The 20,258-nt window shown below is 70.8% G+C and carries 16 protein-coding genes and 2 pseudogenes; 10 read left to right on the forward strand and 8 right to left on the reverse strand.

Features of this window, described 5'->3' with window-relative positions; translation table 11 throughout:
- Window positions 1-100: 100 nt before the first annotated feature.
- The 4 genes from ACIHCL_RS16805 (at window position 101) to ACIHCL_RS16820 (ending at window position 4,390) form a co-directional block, all read left to right on the forward strand.
- Complete coding sequence (locus ACIHCL_RS16805; RefSeq protein WP_399862328.1) at window positions 101-1,237, forward strand: NAD(P)-dependent alcohol dehydrogenase; 1,137 nt, start codon at window positions 101-103, stop codon at window positions 1,235-1,237.
- Between the two features lie 31 nt (window positions 1,238-1,268).
- A complete protein-coding gene (locus ACIHCL_RS16810) occupies window positions 1,269-2,735 on the forward strand; it encodes an aldehyde dehydrogenase family protein (RefSeq protein ID WP_399862329.1) in 1,467 nt (488 codons plus the stop codon).
- Between the two features lie 32 nt (window positions 2,736-2,767).
- Window positions 2,768-3,514 (forward strand): SDR family NAD(P)-dependent oxidoreductase, encoded by a 747-nt coding sequence (locus tag ACIHCL_RS16815; RefSeq protein ID WP_399862331.1) that lies wholly within the window; start codon window positions 2,768-2,770, stop codon window positions 3,512-3,514.
- Between the two features lie 90 nt (window positions 3,515-3,604).
- Window positions 3,605-4,390 (forward strand): SDR family NAD(P)-dependent oxidoreductase, encoded by a 786-nt coding sequence (locus ACIHCL_RS16820; RefSeq protein ID WP_399862333.1) that lies wholly within the window; start codon window positions 3,605-3,607, stop codon window positions 4,388-4,390.
- 195 nt (window positions 4,391-4,585) lie between these two features.
- Here ACIHCL_RS16820 and ACIHCL_RS16825 read toward each other — a convergent pair whose 3' ends face one another.
- From ACIHCL_RS16825 to ACIHCL_RS16835, 3 genes and pseudogenes are all read right to left on the reverse strand, one after another.
- Entirely contained in the window at window positions 4,586-4,882 is a 297-nt protein-coding gene (locus ACIHCL_RS16825) for a hypothetical protein (protein WP_399862335.1), read from the reverse strand.
- Between the two features lie 283 nt (window positions 4,883-5,165).
- Window positions 5,166-5,570, reverse strand: a complete 405-nt coding sequence (locus tag ACIHCL_RS16830) for a hypothetical protein (protein WP_399862778.1) — start codon at window positions 5,568-5,570, stop codon at window positions 5,166-5,168.
- Window positions 5,571-5,725: 155 nt separating this feature from the next.
- Window positions 5,726-6,259, reverse strand: a pseudogene (locus tag ACIHCL_RS16835) (RNA polymerase sigma factor); the annotation flags it as partial.
- A gap of 548 nt (window positions 6,260-6,807) precedes the next feature.
- Between ACIHCL_RS16835 and ACIHCL_RS16840 the strand changes: the two are divergent.
- Window positions 6,808-8,352: an FMN-binding glutamate synthase family protein gene (locus ACIHCL_RS16840; RefSeq protein ID WP_399862337.1), complete on the forward strand. Its 1,545-nt coding sequence runs from the start codon at window positions 6,808-6,810 to the stop codon at window positions 8,350-8,352.
- A gap of 302 nt (window positions 8,353-8,654) precedes the next feature.
- Here the strand turns inward: ACIHCL_RS16840 and ACIHCL_RS16845 are convergent, their stop codons facing one another.
- Together ACIHCL_RS16845 and ACIHCL_RS16850 are read right to left on the reverse strand one after the other, a co-directional pair.
- Window positions 8,655-9,797, reverse strand: a complete 1,143-nt coding sequence (locus ACIHCL_RS16845; protein WP_399862339.1) for a serine/threonine-protein kinase — start codon at window positions 9,795-9,797, stop codon at window positions 8,655-8,657.
- A 35-nt stretch (window positions 9,798-9,832) separates the two neighbouring features.
- The gene (locus tag ACIHCL_RS16850; RefSeq protein ID WP_399862341.1) at window positions 9,833-10,288 is read right to left on the reverse strand and encodes a hypothetical protein; all 456 of its coding nucleotides are present in this window, start codon (window positions 10,286-10,288) and stop codon (window positions 9,833-9,835) included.
- Window positions 10,289-10,390: 102 nt separating this feature from the next.
- On the opposite strand from ACIHCL_RS16850, the gene ACIHCL_RS16855 reads away from it, so the two are divergent.
- From ACIHCL_RS16855 to ACIHCL_RS16875, 5 genes are all read left to right on the forward strand, one after another.
- Window positions 10,391-11,011 carry a DNA-binding protein gene (locus tag ACIHCL_RS16855; RefSeq protein ID WP_399862343.1) on the forward strand — a complete coding sequence of 207 codons (621 nt, stop codon included), beginning with the start codon at window positions 10,391-10,393 and terminating at the stop codon, window positions 11,009-11,011.
- 202 nt (window positions 11,012-11,213) lie between these two features.
- Complete coding sequence (locus tag ACIHCL_RS16860; RefSeq protein ID WP_399862345.1) at window positions 11,214-11,969, forward strand: DUF4118 domain-containing protein; 756 nt, start codon at window positions 11,214-11,216, stop codon at window positions 11,967-11,969.
- Between the two features lie 221 nt (window positions 11,970-12,190).
- Window positions 12,191-12,637 carry a PPOX class F420-dependent oxidoreductase gene (locus ACIHCL_RS16865; RefSeq protein WP_399862347.1) on the forward strand — a complete coding sequence of 149 codons (447 nt, stop codon included), beginning with the start codon at window positions 12,191-12,193 and terminating at the stop codon, window positions 12,635-12,637.
- 458 nt (window positions 12,638-13,095) lie between these two features.
- A complete protein-coding gene (locus tag ACIHCL_RS16870) occupies window positions 13,096-14,628 on the forward strand; it encodes a flavin monoamine oxidase family protein (protein ID WP_399862349.1) in 1,533 nt (510 codons plus the stop codon).
- A 95-nt stretch (window positions 14,629-14,723) separates the two neighbouring features.
- On the forward strand, window positions 14,724-16,040 hold the full coding sequence (locus ACIHCL_RS16875; protein ID WP_399862351.1) for a glutamate-cysteine ligase family protein: 1,317 nt from the start codon (window positions 14,724-14,726) through the stop codon (window positions 16,038-16,040).
- 336 nt (window positions 16,041-16,376) lie between these two features.
- On the opposite strand, the gene ACIHCL_RS16880 is transcribed toward ACIHCL_RS16875, so the two are convergent.
- From ACIHCL_RS16880 to ACIHCL_RS16890, 3 genes and pseudogenes are all read right to left on the reverse strand, one after another.
- Window positions 16,377-17,873, reverse strand: a complete 1,497-nt coding sequence (locus ACIHCL_RS16880; protein ID WP_399862353.1) for an IMP dehydrogenase — start codon at window positions 17,871-17,873, stop codon at window positions 16,377-16,379.
- 357 nt (window positions 17,874-18,230) lie between these two features.
- Window positions 18,231-18,377: pseudogene (locus ACIHCL_RS16885) on the reverse strand (GNAT family N-acetyltransferase); the annotation flags it as partial.
- A 95-nt stretch (window positions 18,378-18,472) separates the two neighbouring features.
- Window positions 18,473-19,822 (reverse strand): MFS transporter, encoded by a 1,350-nt coding sequence (locus ACIHCL_RS16890; protein ID WP_399862355.1) that lies wholly within the window; start codon window positions 19,820-19,822, stop codon window positions 18,473-18,475.
- Between the last annotated feature and the right edge of the window lie 436 nt (window positions 19,823-20,258).

Here is a 20,258-nt window from a genome sequence, read left to right on the forward strand (position 1 = left end):
CCCGGAGGACCGGGCGGCCATTCCTTCGGAGTCATCAACGACAGACCACCATCAGCCACACCCGGTCCTCCCGGACCGCCAACCATTCTTAGGGAACACCATGAGCACCCAGATCCGCGCGAGCGTCGTCGAGAAGATCGGCGCTCCCTTCACCTACACCGACCTCGAGATCGACGACCCGGGCTCCGGCGAGATCCTCGTGCGCATCGTCGCCTCCGGCGTCTGCCACACCGACGCCAACACCCGCAGCGGCAACATGCCGCTGCCGCTGCCGGGTGTGCTCGGTCACGAGGGAGCCGGCATCGTCGAGGCGGTCGGCCCCGGCGTGACGAGCCCCCGGGTCGGTGACCACGTGGTCCTCGGCTGGCCTTACTGCGGGGAGTGCAAGAACTGCCTGGACGGGGAGCCGCGCTACTGTCTCAGCATCGGCCCGGCGCTGGTCGCAGGCGTGCGGTTCACCGGCGAGAAGGCGGGCGCCTCCGGCTACCGCCGCCTCGACGGGACACCCGTCTCGGGCCACTTCTTCGGCCAGTCCTCGTTCGCCACCCACGCGCTCGCGCTCGCCGGCCAGGCAGTCGTCATTCCCGACGATGTCCCGCTCCAGATCGCCGGGCCCCTCGCCTGCGGCATCGCCACCGGCGCCGGCGCGGTGCTCAACACGGCCAAGCCCCGAGTCGGGGACAGCATCGTGGTCTACGGAGCAGGAGCGGTCGGCCTGGCGGCGATCATGGCCGCGAAGAACACCCCGGCGACGACGATCGTCGCCGTCGACGTCCACGAGTCCCGGCTCGACCTGGCCACGCGCTACGGCGCGACGCATGTCGTCAACGCCGCATCCACCCCCGACGTCGTCGTGAAGGTGCAGGAGATCGTCGGCGGCACCGCCGACTACGCGCTGGACTGCACCGGCGTCATCCCCGTCGTCGAGCAGGCGATCGAAACCGTCGGAATGCTCGGCACCGCCATCCTCATCGGAGGCGCTCCTGCCGGGGCCACCTTCACCGCCGACCACTTCCGCACCCTGTTCGGCAAGCGGATCGTCGGCACCCTCGGCGGCAGCGGACGCTCCCAGCGCCTCATCCCCGCGCTGCTCGCACTGTGGCGCCAGGGCCGGTTCCCGTTCGACGAGCTCGTGGAGACCTTCGACTTCGAGGACATCGAGGGCGCTCTCGAGGCCAGCCATCGCGGCGACGTCATCAAGCCGGTCGTCCGCATGCCCGAACCCGCCGCCGAGTGACCAACCGTCGTACGACCGTCAAGGAGTTTCCATGACCAAGGACACCAACGAGAGTCCCGTCTGGGAGGGCAAGCTCTTCTCCGGCGGCTGGCGAGCCGGCTCCGGCGATCCGGTCACCGTCACCGCCCCCGGCACGGACAGGCTCCTGGGTACCGTCGCCGGCGCCACCCCCGCCGACCTGGACCAAGCCGTGGAGACCGCGCGTGTCGCCCAGCGGGCCTGGGCGGCGGCGCCGTACGCCGTGCGCGCGGCCGTCATGCTCAAGGCCGCCGCTCTCCTCGAAGCCGATCCTGCTCGGCTCGCGGAGATCCTGGTCGCCGAGTCCGGCTCGGGGCAGGGGAAGTCCGGCTTCGAAGTCGGGCTGGTCGTCTCCGAGTTGCAGGAGTCGGCGGCCCTGGCCTCGCACCCGTCGGGGGAGATCCTGCGCTCGGTCAAGCCGCGCCTGTCCCTGGCGCGACGGGTCCCGCTCGGCGTGGTGGGTGTCATTGCGCCGTTCAACTTCCCGGCCATCCTCGCCATGCGGTCGGTTGCACCGGCACTCGCGCTCGGCAACGCGGTGGTGCTCAAGCCGGACCCCCGGACCTCGGTCTCGGGCGGCCTCGCGCTCGCGGCGCTGCTCGAGGAAGCGGGTCTGCCCGAGGGCGTGCTCCATGTGCTTCCGGGCGGCGGCGAGCTCGGCGCGGCCCTGGTGGCCCACCCGCGGGTCCCGTGCATCTCGTTCACCGGGTCCACCGCCGCCGGCCGCAAGATCGGCGAGGCCGCGGCACCGCTGCTCAAGCGGATACACCTGGAACTCGGTGGGAACAACGCGATGTTGGTCCTGCCGGACGCGGACGTCCAGGCGGCGGCATCGGTGGCGGCCTGGGGCTCGTTCCTGCACCAGGGCCAGATCTGCATGACCACCGGCCGGCACCTGGTACACCGCTCCATCGCCGACGCATACGTGGCCGCGCTCGCCGAGAAGGCCACCCACCTACCGGTGGGCGACCCGATCGATCCGACGAACGCACTCGGTCCACTCATCGACGAGCGGCAGCGCGACCATGTGCACACCATCGTGACCGACACCGTCGCAAAGGGCGCCACCCTCGCCGCCGGAGGGGAGTACGACGGACTGTACTACCGGCCAACGGTGCTGACCGATGTCGCGCCGGACAGCCCGGCATGGACCGAGGAGATCTTCGGTCCAGTCGCACCTGTGCAGGTCTACGACGACATCGACGAGGCGATCGACGTCATCAACGCCTCCGAGTACGGACTGTCCGTCTCGATCCTGACCGGCAACCCGCACGCCGCGTTCGAACTGTGCGACCGCATCGATTCCGGCGCGGTCCACATCAACGACGCGACCGTCGACGACGAGGCCGTCGCCCCGTTCGGCGGGGCCAAGGCCTCGGGGGCGGGCGGCCGGTTCGGGGGGCCGCACGCCAACCTCGACACCTTCACCGAGACCCAGTGGGTCACCGTCCAGAGCGACATCGAGCGCTACCCGTTCTGACCCGCACATACCGAGGAAAGGCTGAACGCGTCATGCGATTCGACGACAAGATTGCCCTCGTCACCGGGGCGGGATCCGGGATCGGCCGCGCCATCGCGCTCCGCCTGGCCGAGGAGGGCGCAGTGGTCGTGGCCGGCGACATCCACCTCGCCGGCGCCGAAGAGACCATCGAACTGGTCGAGAGCGCGGGCAGTAGCGGTTTGGCGATCACACAGAACGTCGCGGACCCGGCCGACGCCGAACGCGCCGTGCAGACCGCCGTGGAACGGTTCGGCGGTCTGCACCTGGCCGTCAACAACGCGGGAATCCCCGGGGTGAACCTGCCGATCGCCGATCTGGAGATCGAGGACTGGAACAGGCTGATCGCCATCAACCTCAACGGTGTCGCCTACGGGCTGCACTTCCAGATCCCCGCGATCATCGCCTCCGGCGGCGGCGCGATCGTCAACATGGCGTCCGTCGCCGGCACCGTCGCCGTCCCCGAGAACCCCGCTTACACCGCCTCCAAACACGGCGTCGTCGGCCTCACGAGGGCAGCCGGTGCCGATTACGGCGCGTCCGGCGTGCGCGTCAACGCCGTAGGCCCGGGTTTCATCTCGACCCCACTGCTCGCCGAACTCCCCGACGAGGTCACGGCGGACGTCGCCGCCAAACACGCCATGGGCAGGCTGGGCCGGGCGGAGGAGGTCGCTGCGATGGCGGCATTCCTCCTCAGCGACGACGCCTCCTTCATCACCGGCAGCTACCACGTCGTGGACGGTGGCTACACGGCGGTATGAGACCGGCATGGGGGCGAGGACGACGGTCGTTCTCGCCCCCCACGTCTGGAGAACCGCACCCGGACTCGGGCCATTCGAAAGGAGCTTCACATGAACGCGCACGAGGACCTCAAGGGCAAGGTCACACTGATCACCGGCGGTGCAGGCGGGCTGGGGATCGCAGCGGCGAAGGCATTCCTGGAGCAGGGCAGCAAGGTCGCCCTCGTCGACCTCTCGGCCGAGGCGCTGGCCGCGGCGGCGGCCGACCTCGGTGCACCCGGGGACGATCTGCTCACCCTGACCGCCGACGTCAGCGAGGAGGACGACGTCAAGGCCTACGTCGCCGCGGTGGTGGAGAAGTTCGGAACCATCGACGTGTTCTTCAACAACGCCGGCATCGAGGGCAAGGTCGCACCGCTGGTCGACCAGGACATGGCCGACGTCGACAAGGTCTTCGCGGTCAACATCCGTGGCACCTTCCTGGGTCTGAAGTACGTACTGCCGGTCATGTACGCGCAGGGCTCTGGCTCGGTCATCAACACATCGTCGGTCGGTGGCCTGACGGCAGGCCCCGGGCTCGGCGTGACGCCGTACGTGACCAGCAAGTTCGCGATCACCGGACTGACCCGGCTGGCAGCCAACGAAGCCGCCGCCCACGGAGTACGCATCAACTCGGTGCACCCGTCACCGATCAACACCCAGATGATGCGCCGGCTGGAAGAGGGGTTCGCCCCGGGGCACGCGGACGAAGCGCGCTCCGGCATCGCCGACAGCATCCCGCTGGGCCGCTACGCCGAGGCACGCGACATCGCTGACGCGGTCCTGTTTCTGGCCTCCGACGCCTCACGGTTCATCACGGGCACTCAACTGCGGGTCGACGGCGGCCAACTCAGCTGATGTGCCACCCACCACCGACGCGAACAAGACCAGCCGCTCCGTGATTACGTGTACCTCACCGGGTTCAACGGGCGGCGCACGGCCCGGTAGGCGGCGTCGATGCGCGGGAGGTCGGCTTTCGACGGGCGGCGGCCCCGAGAACGCACCGGGCTTGACCGCCCGAGCGTCGGCCGGGCCGTCGGTCAGGGCCGTCGGTCAGGGCGTGTCGCCGCAGTGGTAGAAGCGGCAGCTCACGCCCGGCCCGGACGTGCGGGGCTCGTCGGGGCGCGGGTCGTACAACGACCGGCCGCCGGGAAAGCGCCCGAGTTCGGTGGACAGGGCCGCGCCGGCGTCGACTTCGTCGGGCCGCCGTCCCGTGATGTCCAGCAGCAGTCCGTCCAGCGGCCCACCGACCAGTTCGGCGTAGGTCCGGTGCGGGAGCGGGCCGGGGTTGGGGGCGTCGTGGTCGTGGCCGTAGACCCGGCCGTTCAGCAGTTGCTCATCGCCGTTCATTCGACCAGCCTTGCAGCCACCACCGACAACGAGAGCCCAAAGACGAGGACGGGCCCGGCCCGGAGAGGCCGGGCCCGTCGCGCAGGCGGTGCGGGGTTATCGGGTCCGGACGGCCGCGCGGTCGATGAGGTACTCAACGTGGCCGGGCCGGTCCCGCTCCGGGCTCGCCGTGAGGGCCGCGCGGACATCGGCGCGAGCCTGCGGGGTGATGTGCTCGACTTCGCCACTGCGGTAGCGCGGGCGCAGGCCTCGCACAGGATGGCGTGGGCCTTGTGCATCAGCGTCATGCAAAGCCGCGGAACCGGGGCCTTGATGAGTGCGTCGATGACGGCTTCGTGGTGGATGCCGACAGGACATCACGGGCGAACTCCTCCGAGGTCTTCGCCGCCGAGGTTGCCTTGGTGAGGGTGCAGACGCCGTCCACGCACCGGCGCTCCAGACGGCGGCGGGAGATGGTCTGCACCAGGCCGACCATCCAGCAGGTGGGGCAGCCGCGGAAGGCGATCAGCGCCAACGGGGCCGCCAGCAGGGTGACCGGGCCGACGGCGGGCACCAGGGCGATCGAGCCGGCGATCAGCCCGAAGCCGAGGGCGCCGCGCACCAGGTGGCGCGGGACGGAGGTGCTGGCGAAGTCGGGCGCCGCGGGCTGCGTGGTGGCCCGGTTCCTAACGCCCTGGGCGGGCTTCACGGTGTTCACGGTCCTGTGTCTCTCCGACTGTTGGTTGGCCGACTGATGGTTGGCCGACTGATGGTTGGCCGACTGATGGTTCCGGCTGGTGATTGGCCGATGGCTTCGTCGGATGCCTGATGGGCGGCTTGACCGGGCTCCCGATCGGTCACTGTCAGTGAGTGACGCAGAGCTGCGCGCGCTCTGTGCAGCCGCGATTTCATCGCGGCGTTGCTCAGACCGAGCGAGTGGGCGACGGTCCTGCCCGGCAGGCCCTGTATGTCCCGCATGATCAGGACCTGCCGCTGGTCATGGGGAAGGGCACCGACCGCGGTTGCGATCCGTTCCACTTCCAGCCTGTGCAACACCGCCTCCTCGGCGGACGGTTCCGCGGATGCCTCCGGTTCGGCCGACGCCTGGTCGCTCCGGGAGACGATCAGCCGTAGCTGCCGAAGGCATTCGTTGCGCACGATCCGGAACATCCATGAGGCAAGCGCGCCAGTGGCCCGCAAGGTGCCGATCTTCCGGTAGAGGATGATCAGCGCCTCCTGCACCGCGTCCTCCGCGTCCTGCGGCGAGGCGCACAGCGAGATGGCGAACCTGCGTACATGAGGCTGCGATTCCATGACGACGGTGGTGAGCGAAGTGACGTCGCCGTCCTGAGCAGCCTTGATCAGCCGCTCGTCCGGCCAGCGGAAGCGTTGGTTCATGTGCTCCTCATACCTGGAAGGCACCCGTGCTGGGCGCGGTTCAGCCGCGGCTCCTGTAGCGCCGCATCAGGTGCCAACTGCACGCGCCCATGAGCAGGCCCCCGAGCACTACGAGAACAGTGACCATCATTGGTGCTACCTCCCGGTTTCCTCCGGCCCGTTCGGCCGGTACACGGATAAGAGACAGGGAGGTCCCGAGAGGATTCGCGTCCGGCCGAATTTTCTCTCCGGGGCGCGGGCCGGGCGCCGAGGCGGTCGGGGCGGGGCAGGAAACCGGCCCCCGGCCGGCACAGAGGACGTTGCGGTGGTAGTGCCGCTCGCGGCACCAGGCGGGCCGGGCCCCCACGGGCAGGGCCCCGGCGGTGATGCCCGCGCGGCAGGACTCACACACCCTGCCCCGCCCGCCCATCCGCGCGACCTCTAATATCATGTGGCGTTTCGTCGTCGGACGCCGATGCCTGCCTGGCCCTGTCCGCCGCCCAACGCCCACGACGTCCGCCGCACAGCGATGGAGTCGGGTCATCGAGCAGTCGAGGAGAGGAACGTTCATGCGCGCTCGGAGCATCGGTGCGGCCGCCGCAACAGCATTGGCACTGGTGGCTGCCCGCGACCTCGTCCAGAAGAAGCACGCACTGCTCAGAAACTTCCCCGTGATCGGGCACGCCCGGTACCTGCTGGAGACGATCGGGCCGGAGCTGCGGCAGTACGTCGTGACGTCCAACGAGGAAGAGCGCCCGTTCAGCCGCGACCAGCGCACCTGGATCTATGCCTCGGCGAAGGAAGAGAACAACTACTTCGGGTTCGGAACCGATGTGGACGTCGAGCACGTGCAAGGGCACGCGTACGTGAAGCAGCGCACGTTCGCCGGCACGCTGCCCGACCTGCACGACCCGCAGGCCCCGCTGCCCTCGGCCAAGGTGCTGGGCGGCCCGCGCGGGCGTGCCAAGGCGTTCCGGCCGGCGAGCGTCGTGAACATCTCGGCGATGAGCTTCGGGTCGCTGTCCGGTGCGGCCATCACAGCGCTCAACAAGGGCGCGGCGCTGGCCGGCACGATGCAGAACACGGGCGAGGGCGGCCTCTCGCCGTACCACCGCAACGGCGCCGACCTCGTACTCCAGATCGGGACGTCGTACTTCGGCTGTCGCAACGAGGACGGCACCTTCAACCTCGACAAGCTCAAAGACGTGGTCGCCGGCGCCCCGGTCAAGGCGATAGAGATCAAGCTCTCCCAGGGCGCCAAGCCGGGGCTCGGCGGGATGCTGCCGGGCGCGAAGGTGACCCCCGAGATCGCCAAGATCCGCGGCATCCCGGCCGGCAAGGACTGCGCCTCCCCCTCTCGGCACACCGCGTTCCACGACGTCGACTCGATGCTCGACTTCGTGGAGCTGCTCGCCACCGAGACCGGTCTGCCGGTCGGGATCAAGAGCGCTGTCGGGGAGATGAGCTTCTGGCGGGAGCTGGCCACGCTGATGGCGCGTGGTGATCGCGGGGTCGACTTCGTGACCATCGACGGTGGCGAGGGCGGCACCGGGGCTGCTCCTCTGATCTTCACCGACTCGGTGTCGCTGCCGTTCCGGATGGGCTTCTCCCGCGTCTACGGCACGTTCGCCGAGCGGGGTCTGACCGATGACGTCACCTTCATCGGCTCCGGCAAGCTCGGCCTGCCCGAGAACGCCGCCGTCGCCTTCGCCCTGGGTGTCGACATGATCAACGTCGGCCGCGAGGCAATGCTGTCCATCGGCTGCATCCAGGCGCAGAAGTGCCACACCGACAAGTGCCCCACCGGCATCGCCACCCAGGACCCGTGGCTGGTGCGCGGCCTCGACGCGCCCTCGAAGGCCACCCGGGCCGCTGTCTACCTGCGCACCCTGCGCAAGGAGCTGCTGAAGGTCTCGGGAGCCGTCGGCGTCGCCCACCCGGCACTCATCACCACCAACGACATCGAGATCATGAACGGCGACTACGACGCCCGCACCCTGGCGAGCGTCTACGGCTACAAGGACGGCTGGGGCGAACTCGGCCCGGAGCTCGCCCAGGAGATCACCGCGCTGCTCACCGCCCAGCCGATCCCTCACCAGAAGCCGGCCGGCTGACGCGTGACGCGTTGCCGGGCGAGGGTGTCCAGCAACGACTGACCGGGCTCTGCGTGGCCGCCGACGATGCCCAGCGGTCGGGGAAGGGCCGCCTGTGGGGGCTGCGTTTCCGGGCGAGGGCCCTGCCTTCCCGGTTGAGGACGACCGCTCCGACCGCCCAGACCTCGCCGCGGGCGGGCACGGGGATCTCGACGTCGGCCTCCACGGTCACACGGCGTCGGCTTTCCGGCATGCCCTCGCAGTCGGTCCCATGCCCTCACCGTCGGTCCCATGCCTTCGCAGTCGGTCCCGTGCCCTCACCGTCAGTCCTCGGGAACGACCGGTTGCCACTCGTAGCGGCGTGTGCCGGGGATGTGCGCACACAACAGGGCGTAGCCCTCGGGGCTGAAGGCGATGCTGTACTCCTGGCCCGCAGGGCAGGGACTGAAGGCGGTGGGCCCTTCGGGATCGGCGGGCCCGCGCTCGGCGTCGGCGGGGACGGTGCGGGCGGGGACGGTGCGGGCGGGGGCGGTCGGCGAGCGGCTCTCCGCGGGGGTGGCCGGGTCGTCGGGGCCGCCGCTGATCAGGACTGCCGTCGTGGCGAGGCCGGCCAGGAGCGCGGCGCCGACGGTGAGGGCTGCCCAGGTGCGTCGGCGGTGGGGGGACCGGTCGGTGGCGGGAAGGGGCGCGTCGCCGAGCTGGTCGGCGATGAGGAAGGGCTCGTCCTGCCACTGCAGGGGCCAGTGCTCGGTCCCGAGGGCGACGCGGGCGGCGGTGATCGCGTCGAGGGCCGCCGCGGCGGTGGGCCGGCGCTCGGGCCGCTCCGCGGTCATGGCGGCGAGCAGTGCCGGTGGGGCGCCCAGGGTGCGCAGTACGAGCCCGGTGGCGTAGATGTCCTGGGCGGGGGAGCTACTGGCTCCGGCACGGATCTCGGGGGCGAGGTAGTCGGGGGTGCCCGCGATGTAGGCGGGTGCGGTGAGCTGGAGGTGGGGCAGGACGTGGGCGATGCCGAAGTCGCTGAGGTAGGCGTGGGGGCGGGCGGCGCCGGTCGCGGCGAGGAGGATGTTCGAGGGTTTGACGTCGCGGTGCACGAGGCCGGCGGTGTGCACCGCGACGAGCGCGTCCAGGATCTGTTCGGCCAGGAGCAGGCCGACGGCGGGTGGCAGTTCGCCGTAGTCCGCGAGAAGCCCGGCGAGCGTGCCGCCGCGGACCAGGGGCAGCACCAGCCAGGCCTCGCCGTCGCGGACGAACCAGTCGACGGGGGCGAGGACATGGGGGTGCCCGATGCGTACCGATTGCTCGCACACCAGCCGCAGCAGCGACTCCACGTCGGCATCGCCGGTGACCTTCACGGCCACGTCCTTGCCGTGACGCGTGTCCACGGCTCGCCAGACCGTGCCCTGGCCGCCGCGCGCGATCGGCGCGAGCAGCCGGTAACGGCCGGCGAGCATCCCCCCTGCTTCCATGCGCCGTAGCGTACCGGCGCACGGGCTCCTCGGCGTCAGGCGCCTGCGATCGTGAGGATCACGGTGTCGGCGGTGGTGGTGATCTGTACGGCGGTCATGCCCGCGGTCGCGGTGAACGTGCCGCCGACGTCGACCACGGTGTACTGGGCGCCGTCGAGGGCGGACCGGTAGGCATCGAGCGTGGCCTCGGGGTCGTCCGTGCTGTACGTGAGGACGTACGCGCCCTTGGCCCCCGTCACGGAGGTGAGCTCCCCCTTCGGCAGCGGCAGGCCGGCGGGCAGGTCATCCGGGGCCTTCACGCCGTCGACGGTGGCATCGGAAGGGGTGTCCGTATCGCCGGAGGCAGCGGTGTCCGGAGCAGCGGGGGCGGGGGCGGTGGCAGCGGGCTTGTCGGAGCCCTCGGGGGCGGCGCCGTCGCTGCCGCAGGCGGTCAGGCCGAAGACGGCGAGGGCGGCCACGGCGGCGAGCGAAGTGGTGCGCGTCCAGGACACGATGAGATCCCGTCAGTTGAGAGTGGATCGAGCTTCCGGAGGGGAGATTGACACATGAAAAGCCTCTTTGACAAGTGTAAAAACTGCTCCTAGCGTGGCCCCATGGACCTGACCGCCACGACGCGCAACCAAGAGCTCCAGCGCCAGTGGTACGGCGCTCCGCTCGGTGAACTCTGCCGGGACCTGTGCACTTTGTTCGCGGTGACCCAGTCCGGCCTCGCGGAGATCATCGGGGTCTCACCGGCCATGCTCAGCCTCGTCATGAGCGCCCAGCGCGCCCGGATCGCCAACCCCGACGCCGCGGCCCGCCTCTCCGCGGTGCTCCACCTCGCCCACGACGTCCGTACCGGCGCCGTACCGGCCGCGACCGCATACGAGACGCTGGCGACCATCCGGGCCAGCCGGACCCCCGGCCAGGACTCACTGGGCACCGCCTCACTCCCGCCCGCTCCTTCCCACCCGGCTCCGGCCCCCGCCCACGGCCCGGCCCAGGACCTGGACACACACTTCGCCCTACGGCTGCGCGATCTGCTCAACTCCCGTGCCGGCGCCGCGGAGATCCTGGCAGCCGCGGCCCTCCTCGAAGCCGAGCACCCCGGCCTCGCCGACATCCTCCGCACCTGCGGCGTGGGAAGAACCGACGAGGCCGTGAACCTCGTCCGTCGGCTCGACACCGGTCACGGTGTCCGTGGCGTTCGCGGCCGGGACTTTCCGACGGCCTGATCGTCCGGGAGGCCGGCATCGACGACATGCCCCGGCGCGACGGGCTCGCGGGCCTGCGCGCCGACAGCTCGCTCCAAACCCGGGAGGCGGCCGGACCGGCCTTCAGTCCATCGGTCGATCACGACGCAAGAGAGGCGTTAAAGCTTGTCCGGTGCCGCGTAAGCCCTGATACACCGGAAGGTGGGGGCAGGAGGTGCTCACGATGCCTGACTACCTCGTCAGAGGGCCTATCGCGATCATCGCGGCGCTCTTGGCGCCACTCGCGGTCTCTGCGGTGCTGCTGCCCTTCCGTGCCGGCCTGACCACCGCCAATGTCGCGCTGGTCCTGGTTCTCGTCGTCGTTGCGGCAGCGGCCCTCGGCCACCGTCTGGCCGGCGCTCTCGCAGCCGTGTCCGCGGCGGTCTGGTTCGACTTCTTCTTCACCGTCCCCTACCAGCGGCTCACCATCACCAGCAGCGCCGACATCACCACAGCGGTCGTGCTGCTCGCCGTGGGGCTGGCCGTTTCCCAGCTGGCCGCCCGCGCCCGACGCCTGCACGTCGTCACCATCACTGACGCGGACCACCTCGCACGGATCCATCACGCGGCCCACCTGGCCGAGACGGCGACGTCGCCCGACGCCGTGGTGGAGTGCGTACGCGCACAACTCGTCGGCCTTCTCCACCTGCGTGGCTGTCGCTTCCAGTACGGCACCCTGCTCGGACACGGCCCCCGCCTCGAAGACGACGGCTCCCTCACCTGGGGTCGCGGTAAGTGGGACGTCGACCGCCTGGGCATGCCCGCGCAGGAAATCGAGCTGCGAGTCGTCGCGGGCGGCCACTTCCACGGCCGCTTCCTGCTCCGGCCCACGCCCGGCACGACCCCGTCCCTCCAGGCACGCCTGGTCGCCGTCACACTGGCCGACCAAGCCGGCGCCGCCCTGCAGACCACCTGGGCAAAGACAGCATCCTCGCCCTGAAGTGCCGCGAGTACGGCGCGCGGTGAGCGTCGGCGCGTGGGGGCACGTCAGCCGGGGCCCAGCGGACGGCGCGGCGGCGATGGGCAGGCATGCGGCCGCGTATGGTCTTCGGCTTGCTGCTCTCCGGGCAGTGCGCGGCGATGGCGGCGTCTTCTCTTCAGCCGGCGGACTCCACTGTTTCCCCCAACTCCCCTACCCCTCATGGTTGGTAGCCTCCCGGGATGACCGCGACTCTCGACGAAGCCGTCCGCGCCCGACTGCAAGCCCCCAACATCTGGTACGTCGGCACCGTGTTCGCCGACGGAGCACCGCAGGTCAGCCCGATGTGGGTGGATCTGGAGGGGGAAGGGGAGCTGGCGTTCAACACCTCGGTGGGTCGGGTGAAGGAGGAGAACCTGCGCCGCGACCCCCGTGTCTACCTCTCGCACGCGGACGCCACCGACCCCTTCGACCGAGTGCAGATCAGTGGTGTGGTGGCCCGCTTCATCGAGGGCGAGGAGGCACACGACCGAATGGACCGGCTGGCCCACAAGTACCTGGGCATCGAGCGCTTCGAGTGGACCATGCCGGGGGAACAGCGGGTCGCGGTGATCGTGCGCCCGGTCAAGGTGCGACACATCGTCGGGGTGGAGCGGTTCCGGCCCGGCGGCCCCGTCCCCGCTCCCTGACCGGCACACCCGCCGTGGCGATCGTCGCCGCCATCACGGCTTCGTCTCAGGGGAAGGACGACCGCTCCGCCCGCCGACTCGAGCGCCCAGCGGCCATCGTCCGTCGGCGACCTTTCCGCCCCGGCTCCGTGACGGCACCCCGGCCCGCGACGCCATCGCGGAGTCGGCCTCCCTGTCCCACGACATCCGGGAGGAGACAGCGCGAGGACCGTCCTGAACAGGCCGTCGTCCATGCCCGTCCCGCGCTTGGCCCGCACCGCCGGAGCCCGGGTGCCGACCGGTGCGGGCCGCCGATACCCCGGCTGTGGGCCGTACCCGACCCGCCCTATGTCTTCCGGCCAACCCCGGACAACCCGCCACGGGATGAGCTAGCGTTCGCCCGTCGTCGAGCGGCTCACAGCGATACCCGATTCCGGGCAGGACCTGGCCGGACACCACGTCGAAGGGGAACGGTGCAGATGTTCAACGAGAGCTTCGCTTTTCCGGACCACCTGCTGAGTCCGCAAACCGGTTCCTCCGGGCGGATCGCCGTCATCGGCTCCGGCATCGCGGGCCTCGTCTGCGCCTACGAACTCCAGCGCCGCGGATTCGACGTCGTCCTGTACGAGCAGGCGAACCAACCGGGCGGACGCGTACGCACCCACCGCTTCTGGGACGGGACGCACGCGGACCTGGGAGCCATGCGCATCCCCGGGAACCACCACTGCGTGTTGCACTACGTGTCCGAATTCGGCCTGGCGACACGCCCGTTCGTCAACTTCAACCCGGACGCCTACTACCACCTGCGAGGCCGCCGCGTCCGGGTCCGCGACGTGCCGGAGCTGTTCCCGGTGTACGCGCTGGACCCCGCCGAGCGGCAGCCCCCGGCCGAGCTTCTGGACCGCTTACTGAGGGAGGTGTGGGAGGCCCTGTCGCCCACCCAGCGGCGGCGGGTGCTGGCCGGGCTCTGGGACGATCCCGCACTCGACAAGCTGGTCTCGGTCTCCCTGTGGCAGTTTGTCAACGAACGCCTCTCCCGGGAGGCGTGGGACCTGGTGGGCCATGCCACGGGACTGGCCCACTACGAGCAGTCCTCGCTCCTCGAAGTGCTGGTCGACTACTTCGGCCTCTTCCACGTCGGTCAACTGGAGTTGGTGGACGGCATGGACGCCCTGGTGGGCGCCTTCGTCCGCAGGCTGCGCCCGAGGGCGCTGCGGCTGTCCACCCGGGTCGAGGAACTCGTGCTCACCGAGTCCGGGGTGCTGCTCCACGGGAAGGGGCTGGACGGTGCGATCGCCGAGCGGTTCGACTACGCCGTCTGCTGTGTCCCGGCCCCCGCGCTCGACCGCCTCACCATCGCCCCCGGTCTGCCGCATCCACAGCATCACGCCGTCCGGGGGATCAGTTACGCAAGCAGCGGCAAGACGCTGCTGCATCTGACCCGGCGCCGCTGGGAGGCGGAGGACGGGATCTACGGCGGGGGCAGTTTCACGGACCTTCCGATCCAGCAGTGCTGGTACCCCTCGGACAACGCCCGGCGGATCGGTGAGGGGAACGAACGCGGCACCGCCGACCGGTGGACCGCCCGGGACCGACGGCGCTCGGAGGAGCCGACGGCCCTGCTCGGGGCCTATCTGTGGGGTGCCAACGCCCGCCGTTTCGCCGCCCTGCCGAACGCCGACCGCGACCGGTTGGTACTGGATTGCCTGGAACGGCTCCACCCCGGCATCGCCGGGGACGTGGACGACATCGTGCACTGGAACTGGGACGAGCAGGTGGGCATGGGCGGTGGCGCCTTCACCCACCTCACGCCCGGTGAGCACACCCGCTATCTGACGGTGCTCGGATCCCCGCACCCGGTAGACGCCCCACGGCTCTTCTTCGCCGGGGAGCACTTGTCCGCGGCGCACGCCTGGTGTCAGGGGGCCGCCCAGTCGGCGCTCGGCACGGTGAGCCTGCTCCTGGACGAGACCCGGCGTGCCGCGGCCGTCTCCCGGGTGGGTGCCGCATGACCCGGGATACGGAACACGGGCCGGGGAACAGCCCGGCCCCAAAGGCCCCCCGGTCCGACGGACCTTCCCGCCTCAGCCGCGACGACCTCCGGTCGTTGTTCGTCCCACCGCCCGGAGCCCGGGAACGCGTCGGCATCGAGGTCGAGAGCGGACTGGTCGATCCGGACACCGGCCGTGGCGTCCACTATGCGGGGAAGCGCGGCGTCCTGGCCGTCCTGGAGACGATGCTCGCCGAGTGGGGCGGCGAACCGCAGCAGGACGCCGGCCGACTGACCGGAGTCCTGCTGCCGGACGGCAGCCAGGTCACGCTCGAACACGGCTGTCAGATCGAGTACTCGTCCACCCCCGCCTCCGGGGTGGCCGCGGCGGTGACCGACACCCGGGCGGCCCTGGAGCGCATCGCGGAACTCGTCGGCCGGTTCGGCCTGGCCCTGCTCCCGGGCGCCGGACTCCCCTTCGACTGTTCGGGCACCGTCTCCTGGGTGCCGATGACCCGGGGCGCGATCATGCGGGACTTCTTCACGCGCATCGGCGAGCCGGGCAGTCGCGCCCGGGAGATCATGGCGACGGCGCTCTCCACCCAGGTCACCCTCGACTACCTGTCCGCCGAGGACTTCACCGAGAAGCTCCGGATGCAGGTCGCCGCCTCCCCCGTGGTCGCCGCCCTGCTCGTCAACTCGCCCTTGCACGGCGGTCGTCCGAGCGGACTGCTCTCGCACCGTTCGCATGCCTGGCTGCGGATGGACCCGCGCCGGTGCGGTGTGCTTCCCCCGGCCCTGCGGCACGATGTCGGCGTCGACGACGTCATCGGCTGGGCCATGCGGATCCCCATGATTTACCACCGCGACCAGGACCAGCGCTATCGCGCGGCCCCGGACCGGTCGTTCGCAACCCTGCTGGCCGAGGGCTTCGACGACGGCTCGTGGCCGGCCTTCGACGACTGGGCCTCCCACATGTCCCAGATCTGGACGAACGTACGCGTCCGCCGAACCCTGGAACTGCGCGCGGCGGACGGCCCGCCCCACCACGCCATGCCCGCCGTTCCGGCCCTGTGGACGGGCCTGAGCTACCACCGCCCCTCCCGGCTCGCGGCCTGGGAGCTGCTGGGCCGGTACACCGAGCGGGACCACCGCGCGGCGATGGACGCCCTTCCGTCCGAGGGGCTGCGCGGCCGCATCGGCGCAGACCCGCTCCGCGAGCTGGCCGCCGAGTTGCTCCGGCTCGCCCGCGACGGCCTGGTGGCCCGGGTCCGGGCCGGTCTCGAACCTCCGCACGTCGAGTCCTACCTCGACCCCCTGGACGAGATCGTCGCCACCGGCCGTACCTTCGCCGAGCAGTGCCTCCGCCGGTGGGAGTCCGCGTCCGACCTCCGCCGCGACCCGCACCGCTATGTCGCGGCCTATCGCGTCTGAGTCCGTCCCTGGTGAAAAAATGACGGGCCGATGAGTTCCGTTTCCATGCCTGACCCGACGAACGGGGTTCCGCTTCCGTGCCTGACCCGGCAAACGCGCGAGACGGCGAGGTGGCCGTTGCCGCCCCCGCACGTCCACGGCGGCCGGATCCGCCCCGCCGCAGCGACGGCCCCGGGACGCAGGGTCACCGTGCCGCGGGACGAGGCGTGGGGCCGGGCGCGGCACTCGACCACCGAACCCAAGGAAGAGTTCCTGGACCACCGGCGGGAGGGGCTGTTCCGACCGTGCGCCCTTGCCCTCCGGCCGGTAGTCCTCTCGTCGGAACCCGGCAGCTTGTCAGGAGACCGTCGCCGGGGTGTCCCGCAGGGTGACGTTGGCGTGGCTCTCCTGGAAGCTCTGGTCCGAAACGAGGGTCAGCCGGGCCGTGGACTGAAACTCTGGCAGGGTTCTGGAGCCACAGGAGACCATCGTGGTCTTGAGCTTGGCGACGGTCAGGGCGAGCCCTTCGCTGAGGTCGCCCGCGTAGGGGACGTAGCCGTCCACACCTTCCTCGAAGAGCAGCTGCCGGCCTCCCTGGCCGTAGCGCTGCCAGTTGCGGGCCCGGTTCGAGCCCTCGCCCCAGTACTCCTTCACAAAGCCGTCGCGGGTGGGCAGCTTCGCACCGGCCGCCTGGTCGAAGCGTGCGAAGTACCGCCCCATCATGACGAAGTCGGCTCCCATCGCCAATGCCAGGGCCACGTGGTAGTCGTGCACGAGCCCGCCATCGGAACAGATCGGCACGTACGCGCCGGTGCGTTCACGGAAGGCGTCCCGGGCCGCCGCGACGTCCAGCACGGCGCTGGCCTGGCCGCGGCCGATGCCCTTCTGGTCCCGAGTGATGCAGATGGAACCGCCGCCGACCCCGACCTTCACGAAGTCCGCTCCCGCCTCGGCGAGAAACGTGAACGCTTCGCCGTCGACCACATTGCCGCCGCCGACCGGGATCTCCGGATAGTTCTTCTTCACCCAGGTCAGAGCCTGTGCCTGCCAGTCGCTGTAGCCGTCGGACGAGTCGAAGCACAACGCGTCCACACCCGCCTCCAGCAGGGCCGGGACACGCTTCTGATAGTCGTGGGTGTTGATACCCGCGCCCACGCGCAGACGCTTGGCCGCGTCCACGAGCTGGTTCGGGAAACGCTTGTTGTCCGTGTAGTCGGAACGGAACACCAGATGCTGCAGATGCCCCTCGGCATCCAAGACCGGGAGGCAGTCCAGCCGTTCGTCCCACAGCCGCGCGTTGGCCTCGGAAAGCGTGGTGTCAGGCCCGGCATGGGCCAGGTCGGCGACAGCGGTCATCCGGCCGCTGACCGGTCCGTCCAGGTCGTGGCGCTGGGGGTGGAAGTCCCGGGAGGTGACCAGGCCGAGCAGGCGGCCGTTGGCGGTCCCGTCGTGGGTGACCGCGGCGGTGCTGTGACCGGTGCGGCGCATCACGTCGGCCAGAAGGCTCAGGCTGTCGTCGGGGCGGACGTTGGTGTCGCTGGTGACGAATCCGGCCTTGAAGTTCTTCACCTGGAGGACCGCCGCGGCCTGCTCCTGGATCGGCTGGTTGTGGTGCAGGAAGCCGAGACCACCGTTGCGCGCGAGCGCGATCACGAGATCGGGTGTGCTGACGGCTTGCATGATCGCCGACGTGAAGGGGGACTGCATCTCGATCGCCGACGCCTCGCCTACGGTGTACCGCACCAGGGGCGTGCGCAGGTCGACCGTCGCAGCCGAGCAATCGGTCCCCGTCCGGTTCGGCAAGAGCAGAAACTCGTTGAACGTCCGTGAGACCTCGGCGATGATCTGTGCCACTCGTTCCTCCTGAACCGTCGGCCGGGGCCCGACTGCCCCGCCGTGACGATCACCCCCGTATCCCGGGGCCCGGGCAGGCAGAGATCAGCACGACAGCCGTGGAGGTGCCACCGACTGCGGCAGAGCCCTGACCGGCCCGTGGATCGGACGGGTGCGGTCGTGGCCTGGCACCTTATCGATGAAATCAGCCACTGCACGAATCGTGATCCTCACTGGCCGCCACCCCCGGGTGGCTGCTTCAGGTCCTCGGCCCGGCTACGAGGGAGGCGGCCCGGTCACGTCCGGCGCAGGCGACCCGGCGGAGTGCGGTGTGGCGGTGCATCCCGGCCACGTCTGCGAGGGCCGAGCTGGGCGGATCAGCAGCAGGGCCCGGCCGATTGGGAGGCGTCGCTGGAGCGTCCGGACACTCAGCTCTTCGACCTCGCCCACGGTGTGGTCGTGACGGCGGACGCGAAGGGCGACGCCGACCATGTCCTGTCCGTTCCAGGCAGCCCTCCAGCATGCCGCGGTCGTCTGCGGCCGTTCGACGAGCCGGCCGTACTCGAAGCGGGCCACGCGGACGAGGGCGACGCGGTGGGGTGCGTCGACTTGAAGGTCCTTCATCTCCGCCTGTCCTCACGGTTTCCGGGCAGCAGCGCCGCGGGGGCGAGGCCGAGGACCGCCGCCGCGGTCAAGAGCAGCAAGGTGGATTCCGGGCAGGCGGCGGCGCCCGCGCTGGTGGCGATGGCGATGCCGAGGGTCGGACCGCTGTTCGTCGCGGTCTGTTTGAGGCCGCCGACGGCTCCGGCGTACGCAAGTGGCGCGTCGCCGACGACCGTCCCGGTGGCGGTGACCATGACGGCGGCGAATCCGGCGCCGATCACGGCGAAGACAGCACCCGTCGGCGCCACCGCGCCGTTGCGGGCCAGCTGCGAGAGCCCGAAGACACCGAGTACGACGAGGAGCGTTCCGGTGACGGCGGTGGGTCGCGGTCCCCACCGGCCCAGGGCGGCGCCGGCCAGCGGTGAACCGAGCACCATCAGCACGGTGAGCGGCAGTACGTGCATCCCGGCGGTGAGAGGATCCAGGCGCAGGACGCTCTGGAGATAGAAGGTGGCGGTGAACAGGCTGCCGAACAGACCTGCGGTGGCGAGCAGGAGCAGCGCCGTCGAGGCCATCACCGGAACCGACCGCGCCGCGGCCGATGGCACGATCGGATGCGCGGCACGGCGCTCGCTCGCCGCAAGTGCGGCCGCCAGGCCCGCCACTGCGGAGAATTCGAGCAGCGTGGACGGGGCGGCCCAGCCGCGCGCCGGGACGCCCGCCAGGGCGTGGACGAGGAGCGCGAGGACGCTCGCGAGCAGCATCGCGCCGGTGAGGTCGAGCCGCTGCCGGTCCGCGCGCTCAGGGGCCGGCAGCCGGACCACGAGAGTGAGCACCACCACGGCAAGCACGATCGGAACATTGAGCCAGAACACGGCCCGCCACCCCAGGTGCACCACGAGGAATCCCCCGAGCAGCGGGCCGCACCCGGCGGCCACCGCGATCGCGCCCGTCCGCACGGCGACGGCCCGGCGCAGCTCTCCCTCCGGGTAGGCCCACCGCAGCACCGCGAGGGTCGCCGGCTGGAGCAGGGCGCCGAAAACCCCCTGGGCGACCCGCAGCCCGATCACCCAGCCGACCGAAGGCGCCACTGCGATCCCGGCCGAGGCGGCACCGAAGCCGAGCACGCCGACGCACAGCAGCCGCAGGTGCCCGTAGCGGTCCCCCAGTCGTCCCGCGAGGACGAGAAGGGCGGCGACCGCGACGAGGTAGCCGGTGCTGGTCCACTGGATCTGCTCCGGGCTCGCGGCGAGCGCACGCTGCAGGCTGGGCTGCGCCACCAGCAGGACGGTGCCGTCCAGTGCGACGATCGCCGCCCCGGCGACGCTGATCAGGAGTGGGACGGAGCGCCGCAGCCGCCCGGTCATGAGGCCGCCGGGCCGAGGTGGGCGTCCAGCGCGGCTTCGATGAGCCGGTGGGGACCGTCGAGGTTCCCGGGACCCTCGTCGCCGAGTGACTCGAACCTCGCGCCGGACTTCGTCGACCGCGTACGGCTCCACGCTCAGCCATGCGGCAGACCGCGACTGCGTGCCGGAGTTCACGCGTCCCCCGCCCCACCGCGCGAGCGCGGCGAACACCGGACCGAGTGGCCCGCCGTTGTCCGGGACCGTGTACGCACGGTGGGCGTGGCCGGGTGCCGTGTTCGGGGCACAGGTCCGGGGTGGTGCGCCGACGGTCGGCGACCTCTGCCGGCGACGCCGGGGCATCAAGTCCTGACCGGCCTCCGGGACACCCTTCTGGGGGCGTGGAGGGCGAGCAACGGACCTCCATGGTAGGGAGCTTCGCGGTGCCCGAGCCAAGCTT

Origin of the sequence: Streptomyces sp. NPDC052042 (genome assembly GCF_044548345.1) — a bacterium.
Taxonomy (GTDB): Bacteria; Actinomycetota; Actinomycetes; order Streptomycetales; family Streptomycetaceae; genus Streptomyces.

Coding starts and splice junctions, on each gene's coding strand:
- ACIHCL_RS16870 (WP_399862349.1), top strand. CDS start 13,096: ATGTTCAACGAGAGCTTCGCTTTTCCGGACCACCTGCTGAGTCCGCAA.
- ACIHCL_RS16810 (WP_399862329.1), top strand. CDS start 1,269: ATGACCAAGGACACCAACGAGAGTCCCGTCTGGGAGGGCAAGCTCTTC.
- ACIHCL_RS16865 (WP_399862347.1), top strand. CDS start 12,191: ATGACCGCGACTCTCGACGAAGCCGTCCGCGCCCGACTGCAAGCCCCC.
- ACIHCL_RS16845 (WP_399862339.1), bottom strand. CDS start 9,797: ATGGAAGCAGGGGGGATGCTCGCCGGCCGTTACCGGCTGCTCGCGCCG.
- ACIHCL_RS16855 (WP_399862343.1), top strand. CDS start 10,391: ATGGACCTGACCGCCACGACGCGCAACCAAGAGCTCCAGCGCCAGTGG.
- ACIHCL_RS16815 (WP_399862331.1), top strand. CDS start 2,768: ATGCGATTCGACGACAAGATTGCCCTCGTCACCGGGGCGGGATCCGGG.
- ACIHCL_RS16860 (WP_399862345.1), top strand. CDS start 11,214: ATGCCTGACTACCTCGTCAGAGGGCCTATCGCGATCATCGCGGCGCTC.
- ACIHCL_RS16890 (WP_399862355.1), bottom strand. CDS start 19,822: ATGACCGGGCGGCTGCGGCGCTCCGTCCCACTCCTGATCAGCGTCGCC.
- ACIHCL_RS16825 (WP_399862335.1), bottom strand. CDS start 4,882: ATGAACGGCGATGAGCAACTGCTGAACGGCCGGGTCTACGGCCACGAC.
- ACIHCL_RS16840 (WP_399862337.1), top strand. CDS start 6,808: ATGCGCGCTCGGAGCATCGGTGCGGCCGCCGCAACAGCATTGGCACTG.
- ACIHCL_RS16820 (WP_399862333.1), top strand. CDS start 3,605: ATGAACGCGCACGAGGACCTCAAGGGCAAGGTCACACTGATCACCGGC.
- ACIHCL_RS16805 (WP_399862328.1), top strand. CDS start 101: ATGAGCACCCAGATCCGCGCGAGCGTCGTCGAGAAGATCGGCGCTCCC.